Genomic DNA, 17,804 nt, shown 5'->3' on the forward strand with positions numbered 1-17,804 from the left:
TGGGTGGAGCTGGAGTTCTGTGAGGGAGCTATGGGATTGGCCCTTCGACGTGCCGGAAGACGCACTGGCACCACAGAGTGGAGACAGGAGCCGCTTCCGGTCAAGGTGGGGGAACGCCGTTTGGCGTTCTCGTTCGCCGAGAGAAAACGGCTTCAGAATCATGCGACCGGAATTCTTCACGGTTGCAGAGACGAGGCGTCCTGACGACGCAGGGAACCCAGGATTCGGGTTCGCAGGTACTACCAGGATACATGTTGTCGAGCCTACGGCCGCATCGGCGGGTTTCAAGAGCGCCTGCGCACCGGTGGTTCAGCAGGTGATGTGACCCTGCTGGCCTCGTCGTATAGGCTTTGCGAGGTTTGCGGCCGGAACGGCGCAGCACCTAGTCGAAGAGCGGGGTTGAAAGTGATTATTCTGGGCGTAGCCCTGTTGTCGGGCAGCCTGCTGATCGGGACATGGATCGGCACCCTTCTGGGTGATCTGCTCGGAGTCGATGCGAATGTCGGCGGCGTCGGCATCGCCATGCTTCTGCTCATCCTGTCTACGAACCTCCTTGTTCGCAAAGGCCGGCTCAAGCCCGAGACATCCTCGGGGATCTCATTCTGGTCGGGGATGTACATTCCCATCGTCGTGGCGATGGCTGCCACGCAGAACGTCGTCGGTGCAGTCACGGCAGGACCCGTCGCCCTCGTGGCCGGCATCGCCGCCGTGATCGCCAGCTTCGCCCTGGTGCCGGTGCTCGCCCGTGTGAAGACGCCGGGCATTGATGAACCCGTCGAAGAGTTCGCCGAGGTGAAGTGATGGATTCCCTGCTCGCCACGCTGAAGGACAATGACCTCGTCGTTGCCTTCGCCCTTGTCGGACTTGTCATGGTCGTGGCCATCCTCATCTCCAAGGTGCTCACCCGCGGGAAGTTCCAGGCTTCTGCGATCGCCATCATCCTCGGCCTCGTCCTCGCCTACATCGGCGGTGTCGCCACCGGTGGTGAGAACGGTCTGGCCGACCTCAGTCTCTTCTCCGGGGTCGGACTCATGGGTGGCGGAATGCTCATCAACCTAGCGATTGTGGCCACCGGTTTCGGTGCCAGCTTCGATGAGATGAAGAAGTCGGGTCTGGGCGGAATCATCGCGCTTGTGCTCGGCGTTGTCCTGTCCTTCGTCATCGGTGCCGTGATCGCCTGGTTCTTCGGCTACCGCGACCCCGTTGACCTGACGACCATCGGCGCAGGCACGGCCACCTACATCGTGGGACCCGTCACCGGTGCAGCGCTTGGAGCCGGCAGCGGAGTGATTGCCCTCAGCGTCGGTGCGGGACTGGTGAAATCGGTTCTGACCATGGTCGCCACGCCCTTCGTAGCCAAGTACATCGGTCTGAACAATCCTCGTTCGGCCATCGTCTTCGGTGGCCTGCTCGGCACCACCAGCGGAGTCACCGCTGGTTTGGCCGCGACCGACAAGCGCCTGGTTCCTTACGGTGCCATGACCTCGACGTTCTACACCGGACTCGGCCTGCTCATGGCACCCTCGGTGCTGTTCTTCGCCGTCAAGGCTCTCGTAGGCTGAGCCGGTCGGCGGCGAATCGTGCGGCCTTAGTCAGCACGTCCGAGGTGTCGTCGAGGGTGCGGCCGAAATGCAGAAATGAATGCAGCACCTGCGAGTACTCCTCGTAGGCGACGTCATTGCCCGCTCGACGCAGTCGCGTTGCCAGGGCGCGACTGTCATCACGCAGCGGATCCAGTCCGGCCGCGACGACGAAGACCGGCGGCAGTCCTGAAAGATCGGCGTCGAGGTGGTGGTACAGGGGTGACTTCGCGTCCTTGGCTGAAGCGAAGTACTCGGACATTATGCTGCCGAGGTCGTCGGTGCCCATGCCGTCCCAGCTGCCGCCGAAATTCCGACGGCTGGCCGAATCGGTGAGTCCGTGGCCCCCATAGAACGACATCAGTGCCTTCACAGAGGAGAAGCTTTCAGGCTCTGCCCCAATGTCCTCGGGAACATCGCGCAGCAACAGCGCTGAACCTATCGTGAGCATGGCACCTGCCGAGTCCCCGGCAATCGCGAGGCGAGTGCCATCCACCCCAAAGTCCTTGCCGTTGCGAACAAGGTGATCGATGACACCGGCACTCTCATGAATCGCCTGTGGGAACTTCACTTCGGGGGAGAGCGAATAGTCGACGCCGACAACGGCTGCCCCGCTGGAGTCGGCGAGGACGCGCAAGATTCGATCGTGGGTGTCGAGGTCACCAACGGTGAACCCGCCACCGTGGAGAAACACGATTACCGGCAGGACCGCCTCGGCGCTGGGATAGTGGATCCGAACGGGCACGTCGACTCCGGCCGCGAGAATCGTGCTGTCGACGGTGCGGGCCATCGTCGGACCACCCACGTTCCAGTGGGAACGCTCGGCTCGGTACTCCGCCCGGGACTCAATGAAGCGGGTAGGTGTTGCCGATGTGTGCGTGATCGCACGCAGGGCATCCTCCCCAGCTCGGCGGCAAGCGTCGGCGCGCGTGGCTTGGACTGCGAGCACGGCCTTCATCTGGACGGACATCGCATCGACGATGTCCGAGGGGATCGTGGCCAGCATGGCCGCTGTAAGGTCGACGGCAGGGGTTGTACTTGAAATGGTCAGTGCCTTTCGTCGACAGAATCTCCCAGGTCCAGGCTACTCGGCGACGGCCCGGGCTGGATGGCCGTCTCGCCGGGAGGTGAGCAGACCTCGTTAGGATTGGCTCCATGACCGAGCACATGCGCCGACACGAATCCGACCATGAGATTCCGTGGTCCCTGCCGATCGTGGTCCGGCGCTCGAAGACGAACGTCGCCCGCCACATCGATGTCCTCGAAGCCGCTGCCCGAGCAGTCGTGACCTTCCTCGACGATCCGCGTTCACAGCCTGAAGGGCAGTGGCATGAAGCGGTCGAATACTGGCGTGACGGGGCGATCCGCAAGGTCGTCCGCCGAGGTGATGGGCAGAAGCTCGAGGACGCACGAGCCATGGGGTGCGTGGACGTGACCTTTGGAGGCACGGACGATTTCGGGCCAGCCGAAGCCCTCGTTTTCCCACCCGGGCCGGTCGAACCGTTGCCGAAGGAGCTGAAGAAGCTTCAGGTGGGTGGCACCGAGTTCCCCGACGAAGGTCACACCTCGATCCCCGCCGCCGAGGCGGTCGTGACGGTCGAGCTCTCTCCACTGGTGACGCTGACGACGGGGAAGGCTGCAGCTCAGTGCGGACATGGGGCACAGTTGGCCTACGAGCAGATGCCCGCTGAGGTTCGCGATCGGTGGCGAGCATCCGGTTTCAGCCTGCGCGTGGTGACTCCGACGAAGGCCGAGTGGGCAACAGCTCATCGGCCTGTGAGCGTCGTCGACGCGGGCTTCACCGAGGTGGACGGTCCCACAGAGACTGTTCGCGCCTGGTGGTGAGGGGCGGCTACTCCGCTGCTTCCTCTTTCTCGTCGTCGTAGAGGGGACGGGTCTTTGTGCCGTTTCCGAATTCGTCGAGGATGATCATGTGCTTGACCATCTCACCGGCCTCTTCATCCCAGACGTCGATGATGTCGCCCGGGTGCGTGCCGGGCTGATAGAAATCTTCGTTGACTCCAGTCACTGAACTCACCTCCTACTATGCTCATGATGCTACGCCACTGTGATGCAAGTCTCAAGGCTTTTCGGGGCGAACATCGGCCCCGGTCAGCCGCTATTATTGTCCAGGGTCGGTCGGCTGTGGGTCACTCAGCCGAGGCCCGCGGGGATGAGAGGATCGTGGTGCCCGGGTGACGTTCAAAGGCCAGATCGTCTGCATGTTCTACCCCGGGGCAATTCTCTTCATCCTCTGCGGAATGTTGCTCGACAATCTGCCCGGTCTCGCTCTGGGCGTGGGCATGCTCGGAGCGTTCCTGTTCATCGCGTGGCCGATCTTCACGATCGTCGTCCACGTTCGACACGAACGCAGGCTCAAAAGGTATCTGAAGGCGCTTGAGTCCGAGGCCGTGAGCATCACCGAGGCCCGCGACCCCTTGCACACCTTCGTCGCCAGCGTCGAGAGTTTCATCCTCACCATTGGCCTGCCGGTGCTCTTCCTCGGCGGACTCGGAATCTTCTGCCTGGTCACTGCCGATGACGACCCTGGCAAAGAGAGCTTCAAAGCCTTCGCCGGCGTCGGGTCGCTGGGCCTCCTCGGCGCCTATCTGCTCTTCCTTCTGTTCGGACGCAGCCAACGGACGCTGAGAATTGCCGGTGTGGCGCTCGCCGTCTTCGGTCTCGCCGGAGTATTCGCCGTCGCCTCGGTGCTGGGCAGCGAGGGCATCACCAATGTGGGCGACGTTGTCATGGCCGTCGCCAGCGTGGTCATGACCGTGCTGGGAATCTGGCTGGCGATCACCGGGCGAAACACCTTCAAGCGCGAGGACTGAAATTCACACGGTGGTGCGTGTTTTGTGCTCCTGTTCGAGCCAGTAGCAGAGTTCAGGCTTGGCCACGGCCAGACCGTTCGGTGCCCAGAGCACCTTCTCCTCGGTGCCGTCGTCCAGGGTGCGCTTGCCCACTCCCAGGCCCGCAGCTGCCTGACGATCAGCTTCCTGGGTGGTGATGACCATTTCGATGAACACGTTCGTGTTCTGCTTCACCGCGTCGGGTTCGCGATTCTGTAGGCTGGGGGCCATCATGACGGAGAGATTGAAACTTCACAACGACGGTGGACGGACCCGTGACGTCGCCGAGGCGGGTCAACCTGGCGAGGACGAGTTCCGTGTCGATATCGAACGGATCCGATTCTCTCCCTTCTTCTCACGGCTGGCCGCCGTCACCCAGGTCATCCCGCAGGCCGGTTCGGGCACGGTCATCCACAACCGGCTGACCCATTCGCTCAAGGTCTCGGCCGTGGCCAGGTCGATCGCCATCACCCTGAACAACTCCGATGAGCGTACCCGCTCGCTGCTGTCCGAGTTGGGTGGGTGCGATCCGGTGGTGGTCCAGGCTGCCGCCGCAGCCCACGATCTGGGCCACCCTCCGTTCGGCCACCTCGGCGAGAAGGAACTCGACCGGGTGGCACGCACGGTGCTGCACCTGCCCGATGGGTTCGAGGGCAATGCCCAGACCTTCCGCATCCTCACCGCGCTCGACAGCTGTGATGCCACGGCACGTGGGCTCAACCTCACCCGGGCGGTCAAGGCCGCAGTGCTCAAATACCCGTGGGCGCGCAGCGACTGGACAACGCAGCAGAGACTGAGTTCAGCCGAGATGCCCCGAGGTGTCGGTGATGAAACCTCGCAGGGAGCGATGAAGTTCTCCGCGTACATGCCCGAGATCGCGGAGATGCACGACGCGCTGTCTGCATTCCCGCGGATCGTGGCGCATCAGCAGACGCTTGAGTGTGCGGTGATGGATGTCGCCGATGACGTGGCCTACGCGGTGCATGATCTTGACGATTTCTACCGCTCCAACGTTCTTCAGTACACGAGTGTGTCGGCGGAGTTGAGCCGGTGGCTCAGCGACTGTCGCGAGCTCGGCGCACTTCACGACACGGAGTTGGATCGGCGCCGGCCAGGCCACGCTCTGGAGTCGATGTGGCGCCACATTCAGGCCAAGGACCCGTGGATTGCCGACGAGGACGCGTTCCGGCAGTCCGTCCAGCGCATCAACCGGGATCTGGTCGAGGGCTTGTTGGCTGTTCCCTATGACGGGGGACTGGAGGCTGATCGGGCTGTCACCGCCTTCACGCGCAGGTGGATCGACCGGCTCAAGGCCTCCATCGTCGTCGATTCCCAACCGCATGTGCGCAGTGGGCATGTGCGCCTGTCCGATGCCACCTGGCATGACGTGGTGGTGCTGAAGTTTGTTCATTCGAGGTTCGTTCTTGAACGCTCCGACTTGGCCGTCTACCAGCGTGGGCAGACCCGGATCATCGCATCCCTGGTCGAACGGTTCCACGAATGGCTGCGCGATCCCGACGAGGCGACCCGGATTCCGCGGCGCCTGCTCGATTCCGTGGAGGCGGCCACACAGGAATACCAGGAGCTCTACGACAGGGACCCGGACAGCCTCGGTGAGGAAGGTGCCACCGCGATCATCCGGCTGGGACGGGCGCGTGCGGTCGTGGACTACATTGCCTCCTTCACCGATGCGCAGGCCATGTCCGTCAATGCCTTGATCACCGGTTCCTCGGACGAGCCGTGGGAGGCTGGACGCGGGCTGTAAGCACGTAAGGCTGTGTCTGCGTGAGGGCAGATGCTCTGAGGGCCGATCCCAGCTTTCAGGCAGACGAAAGGCGGGGTCGGAGTTGAGGAGTCCGGCCCCGCCTTTCGAGCGGTTACAACCGTTCAGACGGTCACGAGACTAGGTCTCAGAGGCCTGCACGGTGACGGCGCGTCAGGTAGATCGCGACTCCACCACCGGCGATGAGCAGAGCGGCGAGCCCACCCATTGCCATGGTGCCGTTGGCACCGGTGCGGGGCAGATCGCTGCCGTCAGCAGCAGCCGATGAGTTTGCATCGTTGCTGGCGTTGGCATCATTGTTGGCATTCGCGTTGTTGGCAGCATTCGCCGAGGCGTTGGCCTCGTCGTTGTTGTCAGCAGCAGCATTGGCGTCATCCGTGGCAGCTGCGGAGTCATCCGCGTCTGCTGTGGCAGCAGCCGAGTTGTCTGCATCCGCCGTCGCCGAGGCGTTGGCATCGTTTGTTGCCGAAGCCGAATCATCTGCGTCCGCCGAAGCGTTCACATCAGTGTTGGCAGCAGCCGAGTCATCAGCATCTGCGGTGGCAGCTGCCGAGTCATCTGCGTCGGCCGTGGTCGAAGCGGAGTCGTCTGCGTCAGCCGAATCCGAATCATCGGCATCGGCGGAAGCGGAGTCATCAGCGTCTGCATCATCGGCTGGTGCCTCATCGGCATCTGTCGCGCGGACCGAGGAGGAAGCTAGGTTGATGTCAGCAAGTGCTCCTGCAGCCTGGGGTGCTGGTGCACCTGCGGCGGGTGCAGCTACGCCTGGCAGCAGTTCGAGGCTGACGGCGTTGACGGTGAAGCCGTCCTCTTCAGCGCCCTTGACGTTGCTGTCTTCGGCTGGATCGCGCTTCGTGGGCTGCTCATTGATCGTCAGGTCGACGATCGTGTTGAGGCCCTCGAAGACAGGGTCGAGACCGGAGAGGATCGGGTCGACGATGTCGGTGAGTCCGCCGGAGACCGAGTCGGCTGTGGAGTCGAGGACTCCGCCGATGATCGGTTCGGTGACAGCCAGGAGCTGCTTCAGCAGTGGATCGGTGATCGCATTGAGCAGGGTGCCGATGTCGATTCCGGCGAGCTTGAGGTCTGTTGTGATCTTCGGGTCGCCTTCGCCGCTGCCGGCGAGCTGTCCGAGGGTCGTGTCGATGTCGACCTTGCCATCGGCTGCGGGGATACCCGCTGCTGTGGCCTTGGCCGGCAGGGAGACCTCCACACGGACGTCGTTGAGCGCGTCCTTGACGGTGTCGTTGAACTTGCCGGAGAGTGCGCCGAGGGCATCGGCAACGGCGTCGGTGATCTTTCCGATGGTCTCGGAGGTCAGCACCTGAGTGTTGGGATCGAGGCCGTTGAGGTCCTCACCGTTTTCACCCTTGACCACCTTGGCGAGGTCGATCTTGATGTCGCCGCTCTTGAGGTCGATCGAGACGATTCCAGCCTCGTCTTCGAGCTTCTTGTTGACGAGGTTCTCAACGACGCCGTTGAGAGCGTCCTTGGTTTCGATGTTGACGGTGGTGTCTTCGCCGCCGAGGCTGATGTCGGCGACGCCTGTGTTGAGGTCGATGCCGGCCTTGCCCAGTTTGTCGGCGAGGCCTTCCTTGGCGATGGCGTCTTCGAGAGTGCCGCCGGCTCCGTCGACGATCTTGTTGAGGGAGTCGGAGAGTCCGCCAACTGCTGGGCTGGAGACGGTCATGACGCCATCGGCCACGACGTATTCCGAGGAGGGATCCTCGGAGCCGTTTGCCTCCGCCGTGGACGCTACTGCGCCCAGGGACAGCGAGAGCTCGTCAACGATGCTGTCGGTGACTCCGTCGAGGCCAGCCTGGCCCAGCACCTGAGTGAGGTCGACCTCGGCGTTGCCGTAGTCGCCGTTGTTGACGTCGTCGAGGTTGAGGGCGCCATCCTTGCCGACTGCGCCGGCACTGGCCTTGGCACTGTCAGCGGACGGCGCATTGCCGTAGGCGTTGAGCGCTCCTGCCTCGCCGAGCTTGAGGAGGCCTTCGCCGCCGGGCTGGCTGATGACTGGCAGTGAGACTCCGTCGCCCAGATCCAGATCAATGGCGTTCAGTGCTTCAGCATTGAGGGGAGTTTTGGCTTCCTTCGGGTTACTGGGGAAGCTGCTGTATGCGCCAGCGGCATCGACGAGCTGCTCGTCGAGGATGTCCGACTGGACCAGCTGGCCCAGAGCCTCAGCATCTTCGTTCGGATCCTGCTTGATGGCTGCGGCGCCGGGCGCTGTGACCATAACCGTGAGACCCAGTGCGGTGGCTGCGGCTACGCCACCGACCGCAACCTTACGTACGGGCGGCTGCCCGTTACGGAGCTTCTTCATACTTCTCCACTTCCATTTGTGAGGATCGGCCGACGGTAATTGCGTACAAGGTGCCATGATGATTTCCGGCCGAACGAACTTCACCCTACAAGATCATTGGAGAATAATGGAAAAGTAATGTGAAATATAACGGAAATGTAACACGGGCTTCCTGACCTCGGTCGATGGTGAACAAAATGAACAAAAAGCGAACCGTCCGTGAGCCTCGGTGGCTGTGATGTCCTGTGCTGGCACCGTCGTGGCCGGGCGATCCAGTGAAGTGGCTCCGCCTGGCCCTGTAGGCACAGGGGGCCTTCCATCTCAACATGCGAGAGTCAAAGTGGACGCACGAAGTCGCAGGCGTGAGGCAAAAGGGGCTGTCGCGGTTCGTAATATGAAGAAATTGTCACAAGGCGCGTGTCGGTAATTACCAGCGAGTAATGCCTGCGCGTTCAGGCTGGGAACATATCTCACCCGTTGCTATCGGTGGCGAGGACCAGTGGCAGGTCCGAGATGAATGGAAAACGGCGGGGCCGGAGCTTTCGCTCCGACCCCGCCGTTCAGACGCTCAGCTCAGTGGCTGAGTCTCCTGTGTATCAGTGCATACCTGCCGAGGCACGGTAGCGGCGAGTCGCGAAGACTGCTGCTGCGCCACCTGCGATGAGCAGCGCTGCGAAGCCGACCATGGTCAGAGCGCCGTCGGCGCCTGTCCGTGGGAGGTCTCCACCGTTGCTGCTGCCCGAGGCGTTCGTGCTCGCACCGGCACTGGCCGAGGCTGCCTGATCGGAATCCGCCGAAGCGGATGCCTTGTCAGCATCGTCGTCCGATGAAGCATTGGCTTCTGCACCATCAGCATTTGCCGATGCCGCACCTTCAGGGTCAGCGTCAGCGTTGGCTCCTGCTGCTGCCGAGGCTTCTGCTGAAGAGTCAGCATTGGCTGCGGCCGAAGCTGCTGCTGCCGGATCGGCGTCAGCGGCTGCGGTGGTGTCAGCGTTAGCAGAATCCTCATCGGTTGCATCGGCTGCGGCGGTGGCTGCCGCCTGTGCCGAAGCGTTGGTTTCCTTGGTCGCGTCGGTCGAGGCTTCCGAGGAGGCTTCTTCGTTGGCGGCGGATTCTGCGGCTGCTTCAGCGTTTTCGTCAGCTGCTGCCGATGCGGTGTTGTTTGCATCTTCGTCAGCTGCGGCCTGTGCGGCTGCCTGTGCTGATGGGTCACCATCGTCATCTGCAGAAGCAGAGGCAGAAGCGGATGCCGAGGCGTTCACATCGGCGGTCGTGTCATCGCTGGCGTCTGCGACTGTCGAGTCGTCAGCATTCGCAGCAGCCGAGGCCGATGCTTCGCTGGACGAATCTGCTGTCGCTGCAACGCTTGCGGATGCGGCCGGGTTGGCATCCGCCGCAGCTGAGGTGTCAGCGTTGGTGGAGTCCGAGTTGTCCGCGTTGGCGGCTGCGTTGGCGGCCTGCTGTGCCGAAGCGTTGGTTTCCGTGGTCGCGTCGGTCGAAGTCTCCGAGGAGGCTTCTTCGTTGGCGGCGGATTCTGCGGCTGCTTCAGCGTTTTCGTCAGCTGCTGCCGATGCGGTGTTGTTTGCATCTTCGTCAGCTGCTGCCTGAGCGGCTGCCTGTGCGACGGCATTGTTGTTGTCGTCAGCGTCGGCAGAAGCCGAGGCCGAAGCGGCAGCATTCACATTCGCATCAGCATCGTCTGCAGCTGCTGCATCCGGATCTGCAGCTGCGTCCGGGTCGGCTGCAGCGTCTGGATCTGCAGCTGCGTCCGGGTCGGCTGCAGCGTCTGGATCTGCAGCTGCATCTGGATCTGCTGCTGCGTCCGGGTCGGCTGCTGCATCTGGGTCTGCTGCGGCGTCAGGATCTGCCGCTGCGTCGGCACTTGCTGCTGCTTCAGCTGAAGCCTCGTTCGAGGAGTCAGCTGTCGAGGCTGCTTCAGAGGCCGCAGCTGGATCAGCATCGGCGGCAGCGGATGCTTCTGCATTCGTGTCGTCGGTGTTGTCAGCCTGTGCTGCCGCCTGTGACGCAGCTGTCGATGAGGCGTTCTCATCCGACGTCGAATCAGCGGACGCTTCCGAAGACGCGTCTTCGGTCGCTGCAGCTTCTGCGGCTGCTTCAGCATTCGCCTCGGCTGCTGCCGACGTCGTCGCGGTTGCGTCGTCGTTGGCTGCGGCCTCTGAGGCGGCCTGTGCGGCTGGGTTGGAATCGTCATCTGCGTCTGCCGAGGCAGCGGCGGATGCTGCTGCATTGGTGTTCGCATCGTCGTCGCCTGGTTCTTCAGGCGCTTCGTCGGTGGCGCGGACCGAGGAAGAGGCCAGATTGATGTCGATCGCATTAGCAGCCGGGAGGAGTTCCAGGCTGACTGCGTTGACAGTGAAGCCGGGGCCGTTGTTGCCCTTGACCTGGCTCTCCTGAGCAGGGTCCTTCAGCGTCGGCTGCTCGTTGATCGTCAGATCGACGACCTGGTTGAGCGCGTTGAAGACAGGGTCGAGGCTGTCCAGCAGAGGATCGACGATTCCGGTGACGGCGCCCGAGAGTTCGTCGACGGTTGCCGTGAGGATTCCGCCGATGAGCGGTTCGGTGATATTCAGCAGTGCGTTAATTAGCGGTGTAGTAACCGCATTGACGATTGCTCCGGCATCGACGTTGATGGGTCCGACGCTAATTTTGAGATCTGTAGTGATCGTCGGCTTAGTAGAGTCCGTGCCTGCAAGCTGACCCAGCGTGGCGTCTACAGTGACCTTTCCATTTACTGTTTGACCGAGTGCCGAGATGTTCGCCGGAAGTTCGATTACAAGACGAACGTCATTTAGCGCATCCGTCAAGGTCTCCGTGACTTTGCCGGTGAGCGCGCCCAGAGCATCCGACACGGCGGTTGTGATCTTCGAGATGGTGTCTGAAGTCAGAACCTGCGTGTTCGGATCGAGGCCGTTGAGGTCCTCGCCGTTTCCGCCTTCGACGACCTTTGCAAGATCGATCTGAATGTCACCATTTGCAAGGTCGACCGAAACGATGCCGGATTTGTCTTCAAGCTTTTCGTTGATGATGTTCTCAACAATGCCATTCAGTGCGTCACCGACTTCGACTGACACGGTGGTGTTCTCTCCACCGATTTCGACTGCCGCGAGTAGTACATCGATATCGATCCCGATGCCGGCAAGATCGTTTACAAGGCCTTCGTCCCCGATAATATCTTCGAGTGTCTGCCCTGTTCCGTCGACGAGTTCGGTGAGTCCGTCCGAAATATCGCCTACAGCTGGGCTGGAGACTGTCAGAATACCGTCGGCAACAACGTATTCGGAGTTGTCGGTTTCACCGTCGGTGTCAGCCGTCGAAGCGATCGCTCCGAGTTCGAGGCTGAGTTCATCGACGATCTGGTCGGTGATGCCGTCGAGTCCGAGCTGACCAAGTACACCTGTGAGATCAACCTTGGCATTGCCGAACTCACCGTTGTTGATGTCGTCAAGGTTGAGGGCGCCGTCAGAGCCGACGGCGCCCGCGCTGGCCTTGGCCTCGTTGTATGCCGGGGCATGACCGTAGGAGTTGAGGGCTCCGGCATTGCCGAGGTCCAGCAGGCCGTCTCCGCCTTCTTCGCCGATCAGGGGGATTCCCAATCCGGGCAGTTCAAGGCCGAGCGTCTGCAGCAATTCGAGGTTGAGAGGCGTGGAATCCGCCTCTTCACTCGAAGGTGAGCTGCTGTATGCAGACAGCGCTTCGACGGCTTCAGCGCTGAGCAGTGAGGCGTCGATGAGCTGGCCATAGGCCTCGGCGTCTTCGTTGGGGTTCTGTTCTTCGGCAGCACCCGGTGACGTTGTCATCAGGGTGAGCCCTATCGCTGTGGCGGCAGCAACGCTGCCCACAGCTATTTTGCGACCGGTCGTGCGCCGGCCTCGGAGCATCTTCATGGTTCTCCACTCGTTCGGAACTTGAACATCCGCTGGATGGAAACAGGCAGTCTCCTGGCAGATCCCTCACAACACTACGGAGTATCGAAAAAGTAATCACGAAAGTACTAGTAAAGTTACAATCTCGTTATACTTACGGAATGGTAGCTTGTTGAGAGATCGCGGTGTTTCTGTAGTCCAGAATGTCTCTTGTCCGAGCCGACATCCAGCTTTGGGGAGATGGGCGTTCGGGGGCGGGGGCTCTTAGTGTCGCTTAAAGATCATATTGCTCCAGGTCAGACGCGCTAGGTTGCAGATGGAGTAGCTGCGGGTGATTCCCTCCTGGCGGGGATATCGGCAAGTGCTAATTCTCGTGAAAACAGAGGATCGCGGTCATTGTGTGGTGACTAAAGATGGGCAACGAAGTATTTCGATCATGTCGAACTTGTTGTGATCGACACCGGACTGCGATGCACCTCTACGAAATGCGGCCATTTCTTGACCGAGTAGGACCGCCGCCGGCTGACAGAACGCTGGTAGCCGACTGATTGCTCAGTGCGCATGGCCGAAATAGGGTCACAGTAGCCGCAACAGCAGACGAAGAGGTTGAAGTGTGAGCGTGAAGAAGCGTTTCGCCGTGATCGGCGCGGGAATCATCGGCTCCGCCGTAGCTCGTGGGCTGGTACGTAGATACGAGGGTGCCGACGTCACTCTGTATGAGAAGGAGAACCATCCCGCTGCGCACCAGACTGGCCACAATTCTGGAGTCGTTCATGCCGGTCTTTATTACGAGCCCGGAAGTCTCAAGGCTCGGCTCTGCCGGTGAGGTGTCTCTCTGCTGCGCGACTTCGCCCATGAATACAACGTCGCCTTCGAAGAATGCGGAAAGGTCGTCGTCGCGACCAGTGACGTCGAAGTAAAGCGCCTGGGCGGAATCCACGATCGGGCGCGGGCGAACGGAGTCCCTGACGTTGAACTGCTCAATCGAGACGGTCTGGCCCAGGTAGAACCGAACGCTCAAGGTGTGGCAGCGCTGCACTCACCTCACACCGGCATCATCGACTACCGAAGTCTGACTGAGGCTCTCGTCGCCGACTTCCGTAAAAGCGGTGGCCGAGTTCGGTTCTCCACGGCAGTGAAGAAAGTCGAGCAGCGAAATGGTGTCGCGGGCAATACCGCGATCGTCCATGCGAACGTCGACTCACAGGAGTATGACCAGGTCATCGCTTGCGCTGGACTGCAAGCGGACCGACTGGCCGCACGTTCGGGCGAGGACAGGAATCCGTCCGTGGTGCCATTCTTCGGCCAGTACTTCATCCTCGAGCCGCGTTTCAATGATGTCGTCAACGGCCTCATCTACCCGGTCCCCGACCCGAAGTACCCATTCCTCGGCGTTCACGTGACCCGCCGCATCGACGGCGGACTGATGATCGGACCCAACGCTTTCCTCTCTTTCTCCCGGGAAGGCTACACGGGGCTCGGCCTCAATGTGCCCGACTCCCTAGCCGTAGCGACCGACTCAGGATTCTGGAGATTCGCTGCCGGCAACATGGCCACGGCCGCCCGTGAGATCGCAGGTGTGCTTTCGATTGAGAAGTTCGTCGCCGAGGCGGCCCGCTACGTCCCCGCACTCGACGGAGCCGACGGTCACCGAGCCACCCGTGGAATTCGAGCTCAGGCGATGAACCGGGACGGAACCCTGGTCGATGACTTCGTCATTGATCGTGCGGGAGCCACCATGTTCGTCCGGAATGCACCCTCGCCCGGGGCCACCTCGGCGCTGGCGATTGCCGAACATCTCATCGACACTGCTGCTCTTTCCTGACGCGGTTGTCGGGAGAGAGTGGTGCCCGAACGTTGAGAAGCCCCACCTGCTGGGTGAGCAGATGGGGCTGAGAGCCTAGCCAGTTCAAACTACCGGCCTATTGTGGTGTACGAGTCTCAGCACTGATGAACCATGCTTGCTGCTCGAGTTGCGCCATGTACTCATGGAAGAGGTCCGCTGTCGTCGGGTCGGTCGAGTCGACCTCATCGTGACAATTTCTCATCGTTGCGACCGTCGTCTCAACGGTCTTAACCATGTGGTCGATGGCGTCATGGGTGGTGATCTCACCCTCGGGGAATTGGGGCAGACGCGTCTGCTCGGCTACGACAGCCGGCCGACCGTCAGGCGAAGCGTGGAGAGCACGCATTCTCTCGGCCATGGTGTCGCTCCCGGCGCGGGCGATGCTCACCACCTCGTCGAGATTGAGATGGAGATCGCGGAAGTTCGGGCCGACGATATTCCAGTGCGCTTGTTTGGCGGTAAGGCTCAGGGCGATGAAATCGACCAGCACACTCTGCAGATTCTTTGTCAGATCAGCGGGAGCGACGAAACCCTGTTCAGCGTTTTCTCTCTGCGTCTTCTCTGATCCGTGGGGTTCGGGAACATTGACTGTTTTTGCCATGAACTTGCTCCAATCTCTCCGGATCCCGGAGTAGATGACCACCATAACGCTCTAAGTGGACATCCGTAAGCCCTCCTGGGTCACCCCTGAACCCCCTGGACGGATCAGGGGTGAAAGGAGCGACCATTAAGTAGGAGGGCAGGTTGCTCTCGCTTTCCGCGACATGTCAGGAGGCGGCAGACGCAGTCAGGAATCTGCGGCCACCGCGGGCGACGGGCAGAGACATTTTCGAAACCCCTTCGTCACATCGGATAAAGACTTTCTGCACGAACATTGCCGCGGTACGGTGTGCTCGTTTTCCGAACGAAGCGGCGTTTCGACGTCGACCCACCTTGGTCAAGGGCCCGATCACAGTTGTGCGTATGCGCACATAATGGGAGGTATCCGGTGAAGGGCAAGATGAGACTCACAAGCTTGATACTCGGCGGCTACATGCTGGACAGAGCAAAGAAGTTGGGGTTAGCGCTGACAATTGCTTCTGCCGTAGCTGGGTCAACGGCGGTGAGCAACCGTGACAAGCTGGCTGGCGGTCTCAGAGAGCTTGCGGATTCGTCTCCTGAGCTCAACAGCCTCCAAGATAAGATCACTGGCTGCCTGACTCCGGCAGAAATATAGCCAAAGCGATGGCAGCTGAAGTTGTTGACCAGTTGAGCAGCAAGCTCCAGGGTCACATTGACAAGATGAAGTCGACCCTCGACGACGCGGCAGAAGACTTGGATCCCGGTTCGGAAGAACCCGAGGAGGCCGACGGGGGAAAGCGCCGATGCATGCTTGTACCGATGTTACGTGGGTGACGCACCTCACGTGCGCATCCTGCTGCCCCGAAAGAGACACCGGGAGAAAAGCGAATTCAAGATGTGCGCAAGATCACGAAGCGGAGTTACTGCTCTTACCAGTTTCACCTAGCATTTTACTATAAGGAAATATACTTCCACATTGTGGAAGTATTGAAACCGATCCAACGCCTGCAGGCGACCATCCGGGCACGAGGCTCGAGGTTCTACCTCAGGAAAATACTCAACGGAGAGATAAATGTCGGTATCACAGCAATCACCCCAGAATCGAGGCGCACAGGAGCGCCAGCCGGACACGACCCGCCCAGAGGACGAGAAACTCCCAGTCGGCACCTCGTTCGCATACGGCCTTCAGCACATTTTGACCATGTACGGCGGCATCATCGCCGTCCCCCTCATCATCGGCAGGGCCGCCGGCCTCGACGGCAGCGGAATCAGCGTGCTCATCGCATCATGTCTCTTTATGGGCGGACTGGCCACCATCCTGCAGTCATTGGGCGTCCCCTTCTTCGGCTCGAAGCTGCCGCTGGTCCAAGGCGTGTCCTTCGCCGGCGTCGCCACCATGACGTCGATCCTCGCCGGAGGTGATGGACTCCCGGAAGTCTTCGGTGCCGTCCTCGTCTCCTCGGTCATCGGCCTCCTCGTCGCACCAGCCTTCGCCCTCATCGTGAAATTCTTCCCACCAGTCGTCACGGGTACGGTCATCACGACGATCGGACTGTCCCTCATGCCGGTCGCCGCCGGATGGGCGATGGGCGGAAACGCCGATGCAGCCGACTATGGCAGTGTCCGCAATATCCTTATTGCCGTCGGCACCCTCGCCATCGTCCTCGTCCTCAGCCGAATCCCAGTGGCAGCGATCTCCCGTCTTTCGATCCTCTTGGCGATCGTCCTGGGAACAATCATCTGTGCCATCTTCGGCTGGGTGGACTTCTCGAACGTCCTCGACAATGGCTTCTTCGCGTTCCCACAGCCCTTCGCCTTCGGTCTGCCCACCTTCTCTGTGCCAGCGATCGTCTCGATGTTCATCGTCACCATCGTCATCTTCGCAGAGACCACCGCAGACATCATTGCCGTAGGTGAGATCGTCGACTCCAAGGTCGATTCCAAGCGGATCGCCTCCGGCCTGCGCGCGGACATGCTCTCATCGGCAGTGTCACCGATCTTCAACTCCTTCACCCAGTCAGCCTTCGCCCAGAACGTCGGGCTCGTAGCGATCACCGGAGTCAAATCCCGGTACGTCGTCACCGCCGGTGGCGCCATCCTCGTCGCACTTGGGCTGCTGCCCGTCATGGGTGGAGTCGTCGCCGCGATTCCCTCCCCTGTTCTCGGCGGTGCGGGCATCGTCCTCTTCGGCACCGTCGCAGCCTCGGGCATCCGCACCCTGTCCAAGGTCGAATATGAGGGCAACCTCAACATGATCCTCGTCGCAGTGGCCCTGGCATTCGGCATCATCCCGATCGTCGAACCAGACTTCTACAATGACTTCCCATCATGGGTCGGCATTATCCTCCACTCGGGAATCTCCTCGGCCACACTCATGGCTGTGCTGCTCAACCTGGTCTTCAATCACATCGGTGTCAAGGGCAAGGACCGCACCGATCGCTCGGTGTTCGTCGCGGGCACCGGTCGAGTCATCCGCAAGGACGAGCTTGAGCGCCTTATCAACCATGAAGCGCTTCTTGCCGAGGGCGACACCGTTAAGGACGGGAAGATCGTCGACTGCAACGGTGAGGAGGTCCCCGTCGTCACAGAGCATCAGCACGAGAAGGTCGTGGAGGCGATCAGCAACGGAGACGCGCAAACCCATGAAGACGTCCAACGTCTGATCCGCGAGACCGAGATCGAGACCGAGGCTAAGACCGGGGCTGAGGCTGACACCGGATCGCTGACCCGGAAACACATGGATTGAGCCGCTGGCAGAGGGTACATACTCCCGCTTCACCGGCAGCTCTCAGCTCTGACAGAGGCTTCGTTGTCATTCGCGCTGGCCCGGCAGTTCTCTGAAGCATGGAGGAATTCCCGGGTGTGTCCGCTGAGTATGGGCCAGGCTGCGCCTGGCCCATACTGTGTCAGAGAATGTGGCTTTCCCAACATATCCGGCTCTTCGTAAACGAGAGTGTAGGCCGATGAATTTCAAACAAGGCGAGTCGCTA

At 61.2% G+C, this 17,804-nt stretch carries 12 protein-coding genes and 1 pseudogene; 7 read left to right on the plus strand and 6 right to left on the minus strand.

Annotated features, from left to right (window positions below; translation table 11 throughout):
• Nucleotides 1-405: 405 nt before the first annotated feature.
• Together madL and madM are read left to right on the plus strand one after the other, a co-directional pair.
• Complete coding sequence (gene madL, locus INT29_RS18690; protein WP_193072976.1) at nucleotides 406-801, plus strand: malonate transporter subunit MadL; 396 nt, start codon at nucleotides 406-408, stop codon at nucleotides 799-801.
• A complete protein-coding gene (madM, locus tag INT29_RS18695; protein WP_193072957.1) occupies nucleotides 801-1,562 on the plus strand; it encodes a malonate transporter subunit MadM in 762 nt (253 codons plus the stop codon). Before madL ends, madM begins: the two co-directional genes overlap by 1 nt.
• Here the strand turns inward: madM and INT29_RS18700 are convergent.
• On the minus strand, nucleotides 1,543-2,586 hold the full coding sequence (locus tag INT29_RS18700; RefSeq protein WP_226842226.1) for an alpha/beta hydrolase fold domain-containing protein: 1,044 nt from the start codon (nucleotides 2,584-2,586) through the stop codon (nucleotides 1,543-1,545). The genes madM and INT29_RS18700 overlap by 20 nt on opposite strands.
• Before the next feature lie 149 nt (nucleotides 2,587-2,735).
• On the opposite strand from INT29_RS18700, the gene INT29_RS18705 reads away from it, so the two are divergent.
• Nucleotides 2,736-3,425 carry a peptidyl-tRNA hydrolase gene (locus INT29_RS18705; protein ID WP_193072958.1) on the plus strand — a complete coding sequence of 230 codons (690 nt, stop codon included), beginning with the start codon at nucleotides 2,736-2,738 and terminating at the stop codon, nucleotides 3,423-3,425.
• Nucleotides 3,426-3,432: 7 nt separating this feature from the next.
• Here INT29_RS18705 and INT29_RS18710 read toward each other — a convergent pair whose 3' ends face one another.
• Entirely contained in the window at nucleotides 3,433-3,609 is a 177-nt protein-coding gene (locus INT29_RS18710) for a hypothetical protein (RefSeq protein WP_180959116.1), read from the minus strand.
• A 166-nt stretch (nucleotides 3,610-3,775) separates the two neighbouring features.
• Here INT29_RS18710 and INT29_RS18715 point away from each other — a divergent pair, with 166 nt between their 5' ends.
• Nucleotides 3,776-4,414: a hypothetical protein gene (locus INT29_RS18715; RefSeq protein ID WP_193072959.1), complete on the plus strand. Its 639-nt coding sequence runs from the start codon at nucleotides 3,776-3,778 to the stop codon at nucleotides 4,412-4,414.
• A gap of 3 nt (nucleotides 4,415-4,417) precedes the next feature.
• Here the strand turns inward: INT29_RS18715 and INT29_RS18720 are convergent, their stop codons facing one another.
• The gene (locus INT29_RS18720) at nucleotides 4,418-4,666 is read right to left on the minus strand and encodes a hypothetical protein (RefSeq protein WP_193072960.1); all 249 of its coding nucleotides are present in this window, start codon (nucleotides 4,664-4,666) and stop codon (nucleotides 4,418-4,420) included.
• On the opposite strand from INT29_RS18720, the gene INT29_RS18725 reads away from it, so the two are divergent.
• On the plus strand, nucleotides 4,665-6,197 hold the full coding sequence (locus tag INT29_RS18725; protein WP_193072961.1) for a deoxyguanosinetriphosphate triphosphohydrolase family protein: 1,533 nt from the start codon (nucleotides 4,665-4,667) through the stop codon (nucleotides 6,195-6,197). The two genes, INT29_RS18720 and INT29_RS18725, sit on opposite strands and share 2 nt — an antisense overlap.
• A 145-nt stretch (nucleotides 6,198-6,342) precedes the next feature.
• On the opposite strand, the gene INT29_RS18730 is transcribed toward INT29_RS18725, so the two are convergent.
• Both INT29_RS18730 and INT29_RS18735 read right to left on the minus strand, forming a co-directional pair.
• Nucleotides 6,343-8,544, minus strand: coding sequence for a choice-of-anchor G family protein (locus INT29_RS18730; protein ID WP_193072962.1), 2,202 nt, complete (start codon nucleotides 8,542-8,544; stop codon nucleotides 6,343-6,345).
• A gap of 575 nt (nucleotides 8,545-9,119) precedes the next feature.
• On the minus strand, nucleotides 9,120-12,428 hold the full coding sequence (locus INT29_RS18735) for a choice-of-anchor G family protein (RefSeq protein WP_193072963.1): 3,309 nt from the start codon (nucleotides 12,426-12,428) through the stop codon (nucleotides 9,120-9,122).
• A 616-nt stretch (nucleotides 12,429-13,044) separates the two neighbouring features.
• On the opposite strand from INT29_RS18735, the pseudogene lhgO reads away from it, so the two are divergent.
• Nucleotides 13,045-14,232: pseudogene (gene lhgO / locus INT29_RS18740) on the plus strand (L-2-hydroxyglutarate oxidase).
• A gap of 97 nt (nucleotides 14,233-14,329) precedes the next feature.
• On the opposite strand, the gene INT29_RS18745 reads toward lhgO, so the two are convergent.
• Entirely contained in the window at nucleotides 14,330-14,854 is a 525-nt protein-coding gene (locus tag INT29_RS18745; protein WP_101575021.1) for a Dps family protein, read from the minus strand.
• A 1,032-nt stretch (nucleotides 14,855-15,886) separates the two neighbouring features.
• Here INT29_RS18745 and INT29_RS18750 point away from each other — a divergent pair.
• Nucleotides 15,887-17,560 carry a nucleobase:cation symporter-2 family protein gene (locus tag INT29_RS18750; RefSeq protein ID WP_193072964.1) on the plus strand — a complete coding sequence of 558 codons (1,674 nt, stop codon included), beginning with the start codon at nucleotides 15,887-15,889 and terminating at the stop codon, nucleotides 17,558-17,560.
• Nucleotides 17,561-17,804 lie beyond the last annotated feature (244 nt).

This window comes from Brevibacterium sp. FME37 (assembly GCF_014897485.1).
Classification (GTDB): domain Bacteria; phylum Actinomycetota; class Actinomycetes; order Actinomycetales; family Brevibacteriaceae; genus Brevibacterium.